This window comes from Streptomyces sp. PA03-1a, from assembly GCF_033792805.1.
GTDB lineage: Bacteria > Actinomycetota > Actinomycetes > Streptomycetales > Streptomycetaceae > Actinacidiphila.
In genome coordinates, this window is record NZ_JARAVO010000235.1 from 1 (window position 1) to 14,852 (window position 14,852).

Annotated in this window: 12 protein-coding genes; 6 read left to right on the forward strand and 6 right to left on the reverse strand. The window is 75.6% G+C overall.

Features of this window, described 5'->3' with window-relative positions; translation table 11 throughout:
- Window positions 1-37 precede the first annotated feature (37 nt).
- The gene (locus tag PV341_RS36580) at window positions 38-2,455 is read right to left on the reverse strand and encodes a helicase-associated domain-containing protein (RefSeq protein ID WP_500360070.1); all 2,418 of its coding nucleotides are present in this window, start codon (window positions 2,453-2,455) and stop codon (window positions 38-40) included.
- Window positions 2,456-2,755: 300 nt separating this feature from the next.
- Here PV341_RS36580 and PV341_RS36585 point away from each other — a divergent pair, with 300 nt between their 5' ends.
- Window positions 2,756-3,613 (forward strand): HAAS signaling domain-containing protein, encoded by an 858-nt coding sequence (locus PV341_RS36585; RefSeq protein ID WP_500330364.1) that lies wholly within the window; start codon window positions 2,756-2,758, stop codon window positions 3,611-3,613.
- A 10-nt stretch (window positions 3,614-3,623) separates the two neighbouring features.
- A complete protein-coding gene (locus PV341_RS36590) occupies window positions 3,624-4,268 on the forward strand; it encodes an HAD family hydrolase (RefSeq protein WP_500360072.1) in 645 nt (214 codons plus the stop codon).
- Here the strand turns inward: PV341_RS36590 and PV341_RS36595 are convergent.
- A complete protein-coding gene (locus tag PV341_RS36595; protein ID WP_500330361.1) occupies window positions 4,238-4,483 on the reverse strand; it encodes a hypothetical protein in 246 nt (81 codons plus the stop codon). The genes PV341_RS36590 and PV341_RS36595 overlap by 31 nt on opposite strands.
- 186 nt (window positions 4,484-4,669) lie before the next feature.
- Between PV341_RS36595 and PV341_RS36600 the strand changes: the two genes are divergently transcribed.
- Complete coding sequence (locus tag PV341_RS36600) at window positions 4,670-5,053, forward strand: cold-shock protein (RefSeq protein WP_319161765.1); 384 nt, start codon at window positions 4,670-4,672, stop codon at window positions 5,051-5,053.
- Between the two features lie 20 nt (window positions 5,054-5,073).
- Here PV341_RS36600 and PV341_RS36605 read toward each other — a convergent pair whose 3' ends face one another.
- The 4 genes from PV341_RS36605 to PV341_RS36620 form a co-directional block, all read right to left on the reverse strand.
- Window positions 5,074-5,934, reverse strand: coding sequence for a 1,4-dihydroxy-6-naphtoate synthase (locus tag PV341_RS36605; RefSeq protein WP_500330360.1), 861 nt, complete (start codon window positions 5,932-5,934; stop codon window positions 5,074-5,076).
- Window positions 5,931-6,632 (reverse strand): futalosine hydrolase, encoded by a 702-nt coding sequence (locus PV341_RS36610; RefSeq protein ID WP_500330358.1) that lies wholly within the window; start codon window positions 6,630-6,632, stop codon window positions 5,931-5,933. Before PV341_RS36610 ends, PV341_RS36605 begins: the two co-directional genes overlap by 4 nt.
- Window positions 6,633-6,658: 26 nt before the next feature.
- Window positions 6,659-7,129: a hypothetical protein gene (locus PV341_RS36615; protein WP_499512475.1), complete on the reverse strand. Its 471-nt coding sequence runs from the start codon at window positions 7,127-7,129 to the stop codon at window positions 6,659-6,661.
- Window positions 7,130-7,203: 74 nt separating this feature from the next.
- Entirely contained in the window at window positions 7,204-8,583 is a 1,380-nt protein-coding gene (locus PV341_RS36620; RefSeq protein ID WP_499512474.1) for an MFS transporter, read from the reverse strand.
- A gap of 214 nt (window positions 8,584-8,797) precedes the next feature.
- On the opposite strand from PV341_RS36620, the gene PV341_RS36625 reads away from it, so the two are divergent.
- The 3 genes from PV341_RS36625 to PV341_RS36635 all read left to right on the forward strand — a co-directional run bounded on the left by PV341_RS36625 (window position 8,798) and on the right by PV341_RS36635 (window position 14,732).
- A complete protein-coding gene (locus tag PV341_RS36625; protein ID WP_500330356.1) occupies window positions 8,798-9,700 on the forward strand; it encodes a DUF3027 domain-containing protein in 903 nt (300 codons plus the stop codon).
- Between the two features lie 845 nt (window positions 9,701-10,545).
- Window positions 10,546-13,701, forward strand: a complete 3,156-nt coding sequence (locus PV341_RS36630) for a sacsin N-terminal ATP-binding-like domain-containing protein (protein WP_500330377.1) — start codon at window positions 10,546-10,548, stop codon at window positions 13,699-13,701.
- Window positions 13,702-13,898: 197 nt separating this feature from the next.
- Window positions 13,899-14,732, forward strand: a complete 834-nt coding sequence (locus PV341_RS36635; RefSeq protein ID WP_500330354.1) for a calcium-binding protein — start codon at window positions 13,899-13,901, stop codon at window positions 14,730-14,732.
- The last annotated feature ends 120 nt before the right edge of the window (window positions 14,733-14,852 follow it).

Here is a 14,852-nt window from a genome sequence, read left to right on the forward strand (position 1 = left end):
GCCCCGGGCGGCGTCCCGTCCCCGCCCCGCGGCAGGGTCACGCCAGGTCGTCGGCGAGCTCGGCGACACCCGTTATCCGGTGCAGCGCGAAGGTGCGGACCTCGTCGGCGGTGTGGTCGTACGCGGTGACGAACCCGCCCTCCACCCGGATCGGGCCGATCACGCGCTGGCTCGCCGCGCCCTCCGCGTTGACGTAGCCGATCCACACCGACTCGCCGGTCAGCACCGCCGCCTGCATCGTCGCCAGCGTCTCGGCCGCCGCCGTGCGCGGCAACCGGCCGTCGCCGTGGCCGCCGGGGCGCTCCGCGGGCTCCCTGCGGACCGCGGTCGAGGCCCGGTCACCGGCCCGGATCGCCTTGACGGCCGCCCCGAGGAGTGTCCCGTCCGGGGTCGGCGGCCCGTCCACCACGGGTACCGGCGCGCTGCGCGGCGGGGTGCGCCGGGCGTCCGCGCGGGTGATCAGCACATCGCCCTCGGCGGACTCGGCCGCCGGCGCGTGGCCCAGCGCGCGCAGCCGCTCCAGCAGCGTCGCCGGATCGCTCTGCGCCGCCAGCACCGTCGGCGCGAGGCGGCGCAGCCCGAGGCCGGCCGCCCGGCGGTCGGCCAGCAGCTCGCTGAGCAGCGCGTCGTCGTCGCAGCGCACGTACGCCGAAGCCGCGCCCACGCGCAAGCGTCCGTGCCGGCGGGCGACGTCGTCCACGAGGTAGCTCAGCGGCTGCGGCACGGGCGTGCGCGAGTGCGCGGAGAGGAAGGCGTGCAGGTCGGCGGCGGTGCGGCCGGCGTCCAGCGCCCGGCGCACCGACTCCTGGGTGAAGCGGAAGACGGTCGCGCCGCCCTTGGACTCCACGTCCGCCAGGACGTGCAGGGTCTCGGCGAGGTGCGGCTGCAGAGGGCCCGGTGCGACCGCCGTCAGATCGGCCTGGAGCAGCACGTGGTCCAGCGGTTCCGGCAGCAGCGGCCCGAGCAGCACGGCCGCCGCGTCCCCGGAACGCCGCAGCAGCGCGCGGCCGTGCGCCGCCAGCGCGCCACGGCCGGTGACCCCCAGCATCTCCGCCTCCGTCACCGTCCAGCGCACCAGGTCGGCGCGGAGCGGGTCCATCGAGGCGCCGCCCCGCAGCGGTCGCTCCCAGCGCAGCCGGGCCAGCAGCGCGTCCTGGTCCGCCGAGGCGCCCTCGGGGAGCGCGGCCAGCAGCTCCAGCGTCCGGCGGCGCACCTCCGGGGCGAGCGAACGGTCCAGGTCGGGGCCGAGCGCCGCCAGCGCGCGGCCCTTCACGTCCCGCGTGCCGACGACACCCGGTACGCGGGTGGCGGCCAGCCACGCCGTGACCAGGGCCGCCCAGCGGTCCTCGGCGGGCAGCGCCAGCCACCCGTCGGTCGCTGGGGTCGGCGCGTACGCCTCGTCCAGCTCCCCGTCCGCGGCGACCAGGCCCGCGGCGTACGCCACCTCCACCCAGAACGCGGCCAGCGGATCCGGCACGTCCAGTGCCGTGGCCACCCGCTTCAGGTCCCGCACGCTCAGCCCGCCCGCACGCAGCACCGGCGGACCGCCGGTCTCCCACTGCTTCAGCAGCTCCTCGACCGTACGGACCGCTGTGAAGGCCTGACCCGCGGCGGTCCTGTCCACAGCCTGTGGATCGTGCTGCTTCGGCTCCACGGCCGGCGCGACCGGCTCCGGGGCGCGGTGCGCCCTGCCGTCGCGCAGATGCAGGGCCACCTCGCGGGGGAGCACGACGTTGCGCGCCCCGGCCGGCAGCAGCAGCCCGCGCTCCAGCAGCCAGGCCACCGGGGGCGGCGGCACCGACACGTCCGCCACCTCCCCGTACGGCGGGCCCCACGCCAGCCTGCGCAGCACCGCCACGGCCTCCGGGGGCGCGCCGTCGAGCAGTGCCGCCATCCGCGCCCGGTTGGCGAACAGCGAGGTCAACGACCCGACCGCGCTCACCGGGTCGTGCGTGGGCGGCAGCCCGGCCACCGTGAGGATCTGCTGCAACCGCGTCGGCGACATGCCGGAGGTCGCCTCGGCCACGGTCGGCCCGAGGCCGGTCGGGGACGGGGTCCCCGCGGCCGGGGCCAGGATGTCGCGCGCGGTACGCACCAGGCGCAGCCGGTCGTCCCCGCCCCACAGCAGTGCCTGCGCCCGCAGCGTCGCCACCGCGCCGGGCAGCGCCTCCGCCGACTCCGGGCCCATCAGCGCGGCGAGCGCGTCGTGCCCGGCGCCGTCCGGCGCGACGGCCAGGGCCTCGGCGGTCTGCAGCGTGAACCGGTCCAGGCGTTCGAGGGCGCGGACGACGGAGGCGCGGGTGCCGGCGCGGGTCGCCAGCTGCGAGAGGTCGTTCGGGACCGGGTTCAGCAGGTCCGGGCGCGCCCGGAGCAGTGCGGACAGCGCGTCGTCGCCGCGGGCGCGCAGATCCTCCGCGAGCGTGCGCGGCGCCGCCGCGGGGCCGTCAGTGCTCATCTCCCCCACATTAGCCCTGCCCGTCCCCAACCCATGGTGGGCGTCGCCCCCGCTTTTCCCCAAGCGTGCCCGGTGCGGGTGTGTGGGGTTGTGGGCAGTCGTCCCCGGGCACGGGGGTCCCCCGGCCGAAGGCTGGGGGAGGGTGGGCGCACCCCACCCACCGGGGTGCGGACGCCGGAGCATCCCGCGGTACCGCACAGGCGCGGCGCCGTCGTGGGGTTGCGCCATCCCGCTTCGCCTCCGGCGAGCGGCCGACCCGCAACCATGCCCGGGCGCGGCCCGGGGCGGTAGCGTCGGGGCATGGGTGCGGAGGAGAGCGACCGGCTGGTACTGGACTACCTCAGCAAGGTGGGGGACCTGGCACAGACCGCCCTCCCGGCGGACCGGCGGCGGGACCTGGTGGCACGCCTGCGCAAGGACATCGACCGGGAGCGGCACGGCAGCGACAACCCCGCCGTGGTGCGGCGGATCCTGGGCCGGCTGGGCGCCCCGGACGCCGTGGTGGAGGGGGAGGCCGCCGCCGCGGTGCCCGCCCCCCGCACCCCGGCGGAGCCCGCACCGGCGGAGCCGCAGTGGTGGCGGCTGCCCGACCAGCGCACCCAGTCGCCTTCGCCTTCGCCGTCCGCGTCGCGGACGTTCCTGCCCGGTGACGAACTCGCCGGGCTGCCCGGCATGACCGGTGGCCTGATCATCCCGCTGACCCCGGAGGAAGAGCCGGAGGCCGCCCCGGCCGCCCCGGCCGCCAAGGCCGAGGCCGCGCCCGAGGCCGAGCCGGACGCCGCGCCGGCCACGCGCCGCGGGCCGTGGCGGTGGCGGGCCGGTCTCCTGGAGTCCGTCGCCGCGCTCCTGCTGCTGACCGGCGCCGTCCTCGGCTCCTGGATCGCCCTCCTCGCCGGGTGGGCCGTGGCGTACGGCTCACGCCGCCTGTCCCGCCGCGCGTCCCGGTTCGCGGCGCTGGGCCTGCCGGGGCTGACCGCCGCGGCCGCGCTGATCTGGATCTGGGGCCGCTTCGCCGGACGGTGGGGCGAGCCGATCCCCGAGGGCGGCCTGGACTCCGCGATCGCCGACGCGCTGCCCACGGTCGTGCGGATCGCGGCCGTCGCCTCCGCCGCCTTCCTGCTCTGGCGGGGGAGCAGGGCCGGCCGGCGGCCTCGTTAGAGTGGCTGCCATGCCCGCTTCCCAGCCGACGTCCCCGATAACGGTCGGGTTCGACCTCGACATGACCCTGATCGACTCACGGCCCGGCATCAAGGCCACGTACGAGCGCCTCGCCGAGGAGACCGGTGTCTTCGTCGACGCCGCGCTCGCCGTCACCCGCCTCGGGCCGCCGCTCAACTGGGAGCTGGCGCACTGGTTCCCCGCGGAGGACGTCCCCGCGGTCGCGGACCGCTACCGGGCGCTGTACCCCGAGTTCGCCATCGCCCCGACCCCGGCCATGCCCGGGGCGCGCGAGGCCGTCGCCGCCGTGCACGCGGCGGGCGGGCGGGCCGTCGTGGTCACCGCGAAGCACGAGCCGAACGCCAAGCTGCACCTCACGCACCTGGGCCTGGAGGTCGACGAGGTGCGCGGCTGGCTGTGGGCCGAGGCGAAGGCCGAGGCGCTGACCGAGTACGGGGCGGCGGTCTACGTCGGGGACCACGTGGGGGACGTCGTCGGGGCCCGCACGGCCGGCGCGCTGTCCGTGGCGGTGGCGACGGGCCCGGTCACGGCGGACGAACTGCGCACCGCGGGGGCGGACGTCGTGCTGGCCGACCTGACGGAGTTCCCCGCCTGGTTCGCCTCCTACGCCCCGGACCCCGGCGCCGTCGCCTGACGGCTCTGCGCCCGCGCGGAGCGCAGCAGCCCGGCCAGGGCCAGCGCGAAGCCGACGCCCATGAGCATCGACACCAGGTAGGCGGCGGTCGGCAGCGGGTCGGATCCCAGGAAGAGCGGGGCCACGGTGGCCAGAGTGCCGAGCGCGCCGACGACGAAGACGGCGGCGCCGGCGCGCACGAGGAGATCGCCGGGTTTCCGGGTTTCGGTGGTCACCGGACCAGGGTAGATCGCCCGGGGAAGTCGCAGCGCACCGGCCGGACGGTGGCCGGGGCAGGAAGACCACGGAGTCTTGTCACACGCCCCTGGGCCATTAGCCTTATGGGCAGCGGGTCTGCCAAGAGGCCCGCTGTCTTGCTATCCAAGAGCTTTTTTCTGTCTACAGCGAGGACGAGGTCGGACGTGCCTACCGGCAAGGTCAAGTGGTTCAACAGCGAGAAGGGCTTCGGCTTCCTCTCCCGCGACGACGGCGGCGACGTCTTCGTGCACTCCTCCGTTCTGCCGGACGGCGTGGCCACGCTGAAGCCGGGGCAACGAGTCGAGTTCGGCGTCGTCGCCGGACAGCGCGGTGACCAGGCGCTGTCGGTGACCCTGTTGGAGCCGGCGCCGTCCGTGGCGGCCGCGCAGCGGCGCAAGCCCGACGAACTGCTGCCCATCGTCCAGGACCTCACCACGCTGCTGGAGGACGTCGCCCGCTCGCTGCAGCGCGGCCGTTACCCGGACAAGGCCCACGGCCACAAGATCGCGTCCGTCCTGCGCGTCGTCGCCGACCAGTTGGACGTCTGACCCCCCGCCCGGGTGCGGGCTCACGACTCGAGCGCGTGCGGACCGAGGGGTGGCACCAGTCCCTCGGCCGCGGCCCGGGTGAGCAGCCCGCGGACCGCCGCGTAGCCCTCCTCGCCGAGCGCCGAGGTGAACTCGTTCACGTACAGCCCGATGTGCTGGTCCGCCACCTTCGGGTCCATCTCCTGCGCGTGCTCCATGACGTAGCCGCGTGAGGCCTCGGGCTCGTCCCAGGCCATGTGCACGGAGGTGCGGGCCGCGGCCGCCAGTTCGCGCAGACGCTCCTCGCCCAGGGAGCGCTTGGCGATGATCGCGCCGAGCGGGATGGGCAGCGTGGTGGTCTGCTCCCAGTGCTCGCCCATGTCCGCGAGTTTGTGCAGCCCGTAGTCCTGGTAGGTGAAGCGCGCCTCGTGGATCACGAGCCCCGCGTCCACCCGGCCGTCCCGTACCGCCGGCATGATCTCGTGGAACGGCAGGACGACGATCTCCCCGACGCCGCCCGGCACTTCGGCGGCCGCCCACAGCCGGAAGAGCAGGTACGCCGTCGAGCGCTCGCTCGGCACCGCCACCGTGCGCCCGCTCAGGTCGGCGCCCTTGCCGGTGCCCTCGTCCCTGGTCAGGACGAGCGGGCCGCAGCCGCGGCCCAGCGCGCCGCCGCAGGGCAGCAGCGCGTACTCGTCGAGCACGTAGGGGAGCACCGCGTACGAGACCTTCAGGACGTCGAACTCGCCGCGCTCGGCCATCCCGTTGGTGACGTCGATGTCCGCGAAGGTCACGTCGATCGCGGGCGCGCCCGGGACCAGGCCGTGCGCCCAGGCGTGGAAGACGAAGGTGTCGTTGGGGCACGGGGAGTAGGCGATCCGCAGTGCGCGCTCTTGGCTCATGTCCGGTCTCCAACGTCGAGTACGGCGGGTTGCTTCCCGAGCCGGGCGAAGGCGTCGGCGAGCGCGTCGAGCGCCTCCCCGATCCGCCAGGCCGTGCGGTCGCGCGGGCCCACCGGATTGGACACCGTACGGATCTCCAGGACGGGCAGCCCGTGCGCCGCGGCCGCCTCCGCGACGCCGAAGCCCTCCATGGCCTCGGCCGGCGCGCCGGGGTGACGACGCGTCAGCTCCGCGGCCCGCCCGGCCGTCCCGGTCACCGTCGACACCGTCAGGACCGGCCCGTACGCCGCGCCGAGCACGTCGGCGACCCGGCGGGACAGCGGTCCCGGCGGCCGGTGCTCGGAGGTGCCGAAGCCCAGCTCGGCGACCGGGAGGAAGCCCTCCGGGCCCTCCGCGCCCAGGTCGGCGGCGACGATCGCGTTCGCGACGACCACCGAGCCGACCGGTGCGTGGGGCTGGAAGCCGCCGGCGATCCCGGCCGAGACGACGAGCCCGTACCGCGCCGCGGTGAGCGCCGCCGCCGTGCCCGCCGCCGCGGCGGCGGGGCCGACGCCCGCGGCCAGCACGTCCGCGAGGGCGGTGCGCAGCAGCACGCGGCCACCCGGTACGGGCTGCTCGGCGGGCGTGCCGCCGAGCCCGCGGACGACCGCGTCGCGTTCCGCCGGGACGGCGGTGACGACGAGGAGGCGGGGCATCATGACCTCGGCGGAGTCAGCGGACGGTTTCAGCCCGCCGACTTCAGCTTGAACTGCCAGACGCCGAGGTAGTCCTGGGCGCCGGCGGTCTCGATGATGTTGAGGGTCACCTCGCTGGCCGCGGCACCGGTCTGCGCGTCGGAGAGCAGGGTCTCGGCGTCGAAGGAGCGGTAGGTGGTGTCCTTCAGCAGCCCCGACTTGCCGGAGGTGCCGGCGGCCACGACCCAGCCCTTCTCGGCGATCGCGGGGTCGACGCCGATCCGCACCTTGTCACCGGGCCGGACCGTGATGGTCTTCTCGGGCTTGCCCTGCAGGCAGGCCAGGAAGACCTGCTCCGAAAGCTTCTTCCCGTCGAGGTAGCACTTGCTGGTGGCCTCGGTGGTCACGGTCCTGTCGCCGACGGTGACGGTCGCCAGGGGGGTCGGCTTCTCGCAGGCGGAGAGGGCGATCAGCCCGAGGGACACGGCACCGAGGGCGGCGGCACGGCGGCGATTGCTCATGAAGGTGAGGCTACCGGGCGGTCGCGCTCCCGCTACGCGGGGGGCCCGCTCGTGTCCCCTGGCCACCCCCCCGCTCAGACGGTGCGCGGACGTGTCGCCCGTCCCCGGGCACCCGTCATCAGGCCGCGGACCGAGAAGGTGACGCCGAGCGCCACCAGGGCCGCCCCCACCGCCATCCCCAGCGTGCCGTTGAGCGGCAGGACGATGCCGATGGCGCCGCCGATCACCCACGCCAGCTGGAGGGCGGTCTCCGAGCGGGCGAACGCCGAGGTGCGCACCTCCTCGGGCACGTCCCGCTGGATCAGGGCGTCCAGCGAGAGCTTGCCCAGCGCCTGCGCGATGCCCGCCGCGGCCGCGACGACGGCGATGGTCAGCACGCCGTACCAGGCCGCCGCCACGCACGTCGCCGCCAGGGCGGCGGCCAGCGCGCTGATGATGATCCGCTCCGGTCCGCGGTCGCGCAGCCAGGAGCCCAGCGCGGTGCCGAAGGCGTTGCCGGTGCCCGCCGCCACGGCGACCAGGCCCAGCGACACCGGCCCCGACAGGCCGCCCAGCGGATGCTCGCGCAGCAGGAACGCCAGGAAGAGGGTCAGGAACCCCGACAGCGCCCGCAGCGCGGCGTTGGCCTGCAGGGCGTGCAGCACCGGGCCGCCGACGCTCCGCAGCCCCGGCCGCTTCTCCCGCCACTGCCGGCCCAGGCGGTGGTGCTCGACCTCCTCACCCGAGGTCAGTTCGGCGCGCGCCTCGCCCTTGGCGGAGTCCACCTTGTGCGGGAGGGAGAAGGAGAGCAGCGTCCCGACGACGAAGACGACGAACGCCCCGTACAGCGGCACGCCCGGCCCGATCAGGTGGAGCAGCCCGCCGATCGGCGCCGCCACGGCGGTGGCCAGCAGGCCCGTCAGGCTCACCCGGGAGTTCGCCTTCACCAGCGTCGTACGGGCCGGCAGCAGCCGTGGCATCACGGCGCTGCGCACCACGCCGTACGCCTTCGACGCCACGAGCACGCCCAAGGCGGCCGGGTACAGCTCCAGTCCGGCGGTCGCCACCACCCCGGCCATCGTCCAGGCCAGGATCGCCCGGGCCAGCATCGACATCGCCATCGCGGCGCGCCGGCCGTGCGGGATGCGGTCCAGCAGCGGCCCGATCACCGGGGCCAGCAGCGCGAACGGGGCCATCGTGACCAGCAGGTAGAGCGCCACGCGGCCGCGCGCCTCACCGGTCGGCACGGAGAAGAAGATCGTGCTGGCGAGCGCGACGGTGATCAGCATGTCGCCGGCCGAGTTCACCGCGTGCAGCTCGATCAGCTTCGCCAGGCCCGACTCGCCCGCCCCGCCCGAGTGCGTGTGACGCCGGACGCGCCGCACCACGGCGGACGACGTACGCTGCGTGGCGCGCGCGACGGCGTTCCCCGCCCTGCGAACCGGTCCCGGGCCGGACGTCACTGTGCGTGCCACGCTCGCCAGTCTGCCCTACCGGGCGGCTTTCCGAACGGGGCGCGCACCGATAGCGTGCGATCGCGCAGAATGGAGTCATCAGGTGCGCCCGTGGACGTACGGGCAGGCAGCGTTTGAAGCGGTCCTCCGGTCCGCTCCGCCACCGCCCCGCCCGACCCTCGGCGGCGCACGCGTAAGACGGCGTAGGAGAGAATCGATTCTTGTGAGTGCTGCGATGCGAAGCCGTACCCCTGACCGCCTGTGCGCCGAGGCGGTCGACCTCGCCCTCGAAGCCGCCGTCGAGGCCTTCGGCGAGAAAGCGGTCGGCGAGCACCTCGGGGCGGTCGCCGAGGGCGACCGCGTCGTCACGCACCTGTTCGACTGCCGTGAGGCCTCCTACCGCGGCTGGCGCTGGGCGGTCACGCTCACCCGCGCCTCCCGCGCCAAGGCCATCACCTTGGACGAGACGGTCCTCGTGCCCGGGCCCGAGGCCATCCTCGCGCCCGAATGGGTGCCGTGGAGCGAGCGCCTGCGCCCCGGCGACCTCGGCCCCGGCGACCTGCTGCCCACCGAGGCGGAGGACCTGCGCCTGGAGACCGGCTTCTCCGGGGAGGACGCCCCGCCGCCGAACTCGCCGGTCTCCGAGGAGATGGCCGAGCTCGTCGAGGCCGAGGACGCGGACGTCTCCGGCGGCCCCCCGGCGACCCTGCCGATGGCGCCCACGGTCGGCACGATCGCCGCGGTCGCGGAGGAGATCGGCATGGCCCGGCCTCGCGTGCTGTCCCGGTACGGTCTGCACGTCGCCGCGGACCGCTGGGAGGACGAGTACGGCCCCAAGGCCCCGATGGCCCAGGCCGCCCCCGCCCAGTGCGTCTCCTGCGGCTTCCTCGTCCCGATCGCGGGCTCCCTGCGGCAGGCCTTCGGCGTCTGCGCGAACGAGTTCTCCCCGGCCGACGGACGCGTGGTCTCCCTCGCCTACGGCTGCGGCGCGCACTCGGAGGCCGCGGTCATGCCGAAGACGCCCCGGCCCGCGCCGCCCGTCCTCGACGAGACCGCGATCGAGCCGCTCCCCCTCCACCCCGACCGCCAGGGCTCCGTCGAGGACACCACCCCGGCCGAGGAACTCGGCCACAGCTGACGGCTCCGCCGCGGCCCGGGGCGGCGGGTCCGGTGTCCCCCGCTCCGCCGCCCGACCGCCCGCGCCGCGGATGGCGCGCCTCGGCGGCCGTGTGGCCTCCGCCACACGCCCCGCCTGGTCCAGGTCGGGGCCGCTGTGGCGACGGTGAGGGCGCCATCCCGGCAACTCGGCCCACGGTCGCTGGATCCGGCGGTGGCCGACGCCTGCGATCGGGTGGCGCTGGGCGTTCCTTGCGGGCCGTGTGGGCTCCGCCCGCGTCCGGCCTGGTCCGGGGCCCACCGGGGCCGTTGGGCGCCGGTCGTCCCGGTTGGGTGACTCGGCCACGGCCGACGCCCGCGCCAGGGTTGCGCGGGCTGCCGTCCGGGCACTCCGGTCGAGGAACTGGGCCCCAGTTGACGTCTGCCGTCCGCGGACGGCGCGGATCAGGGCCGGGTGGGGTGCCCCTGCGCCCACGCCCGACCCACCGGGGCCGCTGTGCGCGGGTGAGGGTGCCATCCCGGCGGGGGAATGCGGCCACCTTGCCGGCCGACGCCCGCGCCCGGGTTGCGCGGGCTGCTGTCCGGGCGCTCCGGTCGAGGGGTGGGTCACCGGTGACGGCTGCCGTTTCCCGGCCGGGAGCTCGGCCCACGTTGCCGGCTCCGCCGGCGGCCGATGTCCGGGGCCGAGCAGAGCCTGGGGCGGCCCACCGCAGGGGGCACCGTGGCCGGCCCGGCCCGCGCGGGGCGGCGTCCCCCGGGGCGGGCGCGTGCGGGACGACCGGGCGACAGCCCACGCGGTAGCGTCACTCGCACAGGGCAGGGCATGCGACACCGCGTGAGGGAGAAGACGACGTGAGCGGGACCGCGATGGACCGGGGCGCAGATCCGTTCGGGACCGCACGGCTGCGGCGGGCCGTGCTGGACGCGTGGGCCGCGTCGCCCGCCCGGTTCCGGGAGGACGCCAACGCGGAGGAGGACCTCGCGCTCGGCGGCTACCGCGACCGTCTCGTCGTCGAGCTGGCCCAGAACGCCGCCGACGCGGCGACCCGTGCGGGGGTGACCGGCCGCCTGCGGCTGACCCTGCGCGAGGGGGTGCTCGCCGCCGCGAACACCGGGGCCCACCTGGACGCCGCGGGCGTGGAGTCCCTGTCGACGCTGCGCGCCAGCTCCAAGCGCGAGGAGGGCGCCCTGGCCGTCGGCCGCTTCGGCGTCGGGTTCTCCGCCGTGCTCGCGGTCAGCGACGAGCCCGCGATCCTCAGCCGCAGCGGCGGCGTCCGCTGGTCGCTGGCCGAGGCCCGCGACCTCGCGCGGGAGACCGGTGGGCGCTCCCCGGGGCTCACCGACGAACTGCGCCGCCGGGACGGCCACGTACCGCTGCTGCGGCTGCCGCTGCCCGCCGAGGGCACCGCCCCGGACGGCTACGACACGTGCGTCGTGCTGCCGCTGCGCGACGGCGCCGCCGCGGACCTCGCGGCGAGCCTGCTCGCCGCGATCGACGACGCGCTGCTGCTGTCCCTGCCCGGCCTGACCGAGGTGGTCGTGGAGACGCCCGAGGGGGTACGGACCCTGAGCCGGCGTCAGGAGGACGGGCTGACCGTCGTCGTGGACAGCGCCGGCGGCACCACCCGCTGGCGCACCGTGAGCGACGCGGGCCCGCTGGAGGCGGCGCTGCTGAGCGACCGCCCGGTCGAGGAGCGGCTGCGCCCGGTGTGGTCGGTGACCTGGGCCGTCCCGGTGGGCCAGGACGGCGCGCCCGAGCGGCCGCGGACGGCGCCCTTCGTGCACGCCCCGACGCCGACGGACGAGCCGCTGGGGCTGCCCGCGCTGCTCATCGCCTCGCTGCCGCTGGACCCGAGCCGGCGCCACGCCGCACCCGGCGCCCTCACCGACTTCCTGGTCGCGCGGGCGGCCGAGCTCTACGTACGGCTGCTGGCGGACTGGCGACCGGTGAGCACGGGCATCGTGGACCTGGTACCCGGCCCGCTCGGCAAGGGCGAGCTGGACGCGCAACTGCGCCGCCACGTGCAGGAGCGGCTGCCGCGCACCGCCTTCCTGCCGCGCGCCGCCGACGTCACGGGCACGGACGGCGAGGACGAACTGCCGCCCGCGCTGCGCCCGGTGGAGGCCGAGGTCGTCGAGGGCACCGGCGCGGAGACCGTGCGCGTGCTGGCGGAGGTCTTCCCGACGCTGCTGCCCCCCGGGCTGGAGCGCCGCCCCGAACTGCGCGTCCTCGGGGTGGCCCGGCTGCCGCTGGGCGACGCGATCGACCGGCTCGCCGGGGTGGAGCGCCCCGCGGACTGGTGGCACCGCCTGTACGACTCGCTGGCCGGCACCGACCCGGACCGGCTGAGCGGGCTGCCCGTGCCGCTGGCCGACCGGCGTACCGTCGTCGGACCGCGCCAGGTGCTGCTGCCGCTCCCCGAGATGGACAGCGTCTACGCCGAGGGGGCCGCCCCCGTCAGCACCGGGCTGCCCGCCGCCTCGGAGCTGGCCCGGCTGGGCCTGAAGGTCGCCGACCCGGCGGCCGCGCACCCGCTGCTGGAGAAGCTCGGGGCCACCCCGGCGACCCCGCGCGCCGTCCTCACCACCCCGCAGGTGCGCGCGGCGGTGGCCGCGTCCCTGGACGCCGACGAGGCCTGGGACGAGGACGCGCCCGCGCTGGACGCGGAGGAACTGGCCGAGGTCGTCCTGGGCCTGGTCCGGGCCGCGAACCTCGCCCCCGGCGACGAGCCGTGGCTGGCCGCCCTCGCCCTCACCGACGACGAGGGCGAGCTCGCCCCCGCCGGTGAACTGGTGCTGCCGGGCAGTGCCTTCGAGCAGGTCATCCGGGAGGGGGAGCTCGGCTCCGTCGACGAGGACCTGGCCGCCCGCTGGGGCGAGCAACCGCTGACGGCGGTCGGCGTGCTCGCCACCTTCGCCCTGGTACGGGCCACCGACGTGGTGCTCGACCCGGACGAGCTGGAGCCGCGCGAGAGCGACTGGGCCGAGCCGGACGACGCCGGACTGCTCGACGCGGTCGACGTGTGGTGCGAGGACGTCCTCGACCAACTGCCGGACACCGACGTGCCGCCGGTCGCCACCGAGATCGTCGCCGTGCGCGACCTCGACCTCGTCGCCGACGACGCATGGCCGCAGGCGCTGGCCATGCTCTCCGTGCCGCCGCTGCGCGACGCGGTCACCCAGCCGGTGCGGGTCCTGCTGCCCGACGGCACCACGGAGTCGGTACGGCCCTACACCGCCTGGTGGCTGCGCGACCACCCGGTCCTCGACGGCCGCCGCCCGGTCGGCCTGCGCGCGGCCGGCGGCGACCCGCTGCTCGACGGGCTGTACGAGGACGCCGAGGCCGGCGCCGTGGACGACCAGGTGCTGCGCGCCCTGGGCGTGCGCACGTCCGTCACGGCCCTGCTGGACGAGCCGGGCGGCGCCGCCGAACTGCTCGCCCGGCTCGCCGACCCGGGCTCCACGGTCACCCCGGCCCAACTGCACCGGCTGTACTCGGAACTGGGCACCCTCGAACCCGAGCAGGTCACCCTCCCCGACGAGCTGCGGGCCGTCGTCGACGGCCACGAGCCGCGCGTGGTCGACGCCGGGGACGCCCTCGTCGCGGACGCGCCCGACCTGCTCCCGCTCACCGCAGGACTGCCCCTGCTCCCGGTCCCGCCGGTCCGCGCCGCGGCGCTGGCCGAGCTGTTCCAGGTGCGCCGGCTCAGCGAGGCCCTGGATGCCCCGGTCGTCTCCGAGGGCGAGCCGCACGATGTCGCGGACGCGGTCCGCGAGCTGCTCCCGGGCGCCCCCCTGTCGTACGTCGAGCACGAGGAACTGCTGGTCAGGGCGGCTGACGGCAGCACCGTCGAGCTCGACTGGCGGTGGATCGACGGCACCTTGCACGCCGCCACGCTGGAGGGCGTCGCCGCGGGCCTGTCGTGGGCGGCCGGCGCCTGGCAGCGCCGCTTCGAGGTGGCCGCCCTGCTGGAGGACCCGACCCGCACGGAGGAGCTGGCCCGCGACCGCTGGTTCGACTGAGCGACTGAGCGACTGAGCGGCTGAGCGGCTGAGCGGCTGGGTGGCGACGGACCGAGTGGCCGTCGTCACACAGGGAGATATGTCGAAAGCATTTCCGCTGGATGACTGTTCGCGCGTACTCTCTTCCTCTCACCATTCGAGACGCCTCGTCCGGGGGAGTTCGACGGGCGTCCTCTTCATCTGGGGGATTCTCAAGCATGCGTATTCGCGCCACCGTGGCGGCCGTTTCCGGCGCCCTGGCCCTCGCTTCGCTGGCAGTCCCGGCCGCGCAGGCCTCCGACAAGCCGGCCGCCACTGCCCTGTCGACCTTCGCCAAGGCGGGGGCGGACGAGTCCGTGGGTGACACCAAGATCACCAAGGTCGTCGTCAACGGCGGCAAGGACATCGTCCTCGGGACGAGCAACAAGAAGACGGTCTCCGTCGCGGTGACCGCCACCGACCCGGCCGGCATCGACGGCGGCGTGGCGTTCCTCTGGCACGGTTCGTCGTTCACCGACGACGGCATCGACGGCGGCCTCTTCCCGCCCACGGACTACGCCGCCTGCACCGTGGTCAACGCCACCACCTCCACCTGCAAGGTCAGCATCACCATCGACCCCAAGGCGGACCTCTACAAGAACGCGCTCGCCGGCTCCTGGAAGGTGTACGCCGTGGTCGGCGGCAAGGACGGCGACTACGTAGAGAAGGAGATCGCCGGCACCGCGAAGATCAAGCGCAACACCGAGCTGACGGTCAACGCCACGCCGGAGCCGGTGAAGAAGGGCAAGACCATCACCGTGACCGGCAAGCTCACCCGGGCCAACTGGGAGACCCACAAGTACGCCGGCTACACGGGCCAGTCCGTGCAGCTGCAGTTCCGCAAGAAGGGCACCACCGCGTACACCACGGTCAAGACCGTCAAGTCCAGCAGCACCGGTGCCCTGAAGACCACCGTCAAGGCGTCCGTGGACGGCTACTGGCGCTACAACTTCGTCACCACCTCGCTCAGCGGCGCGTCCGTCTCCACGGCCGACTTCGTCGACGTGAAGTAACCCCACCCGCACCACCCACCGGGCGCCGGGCCCCCTCAGCGGGGGCCCGGCGCCCGGTGGGGGGTCGGGTGGCCGGGCTCTCAACCACACCTGCCGCGCCCGCAAAAACACCTGTGAAAA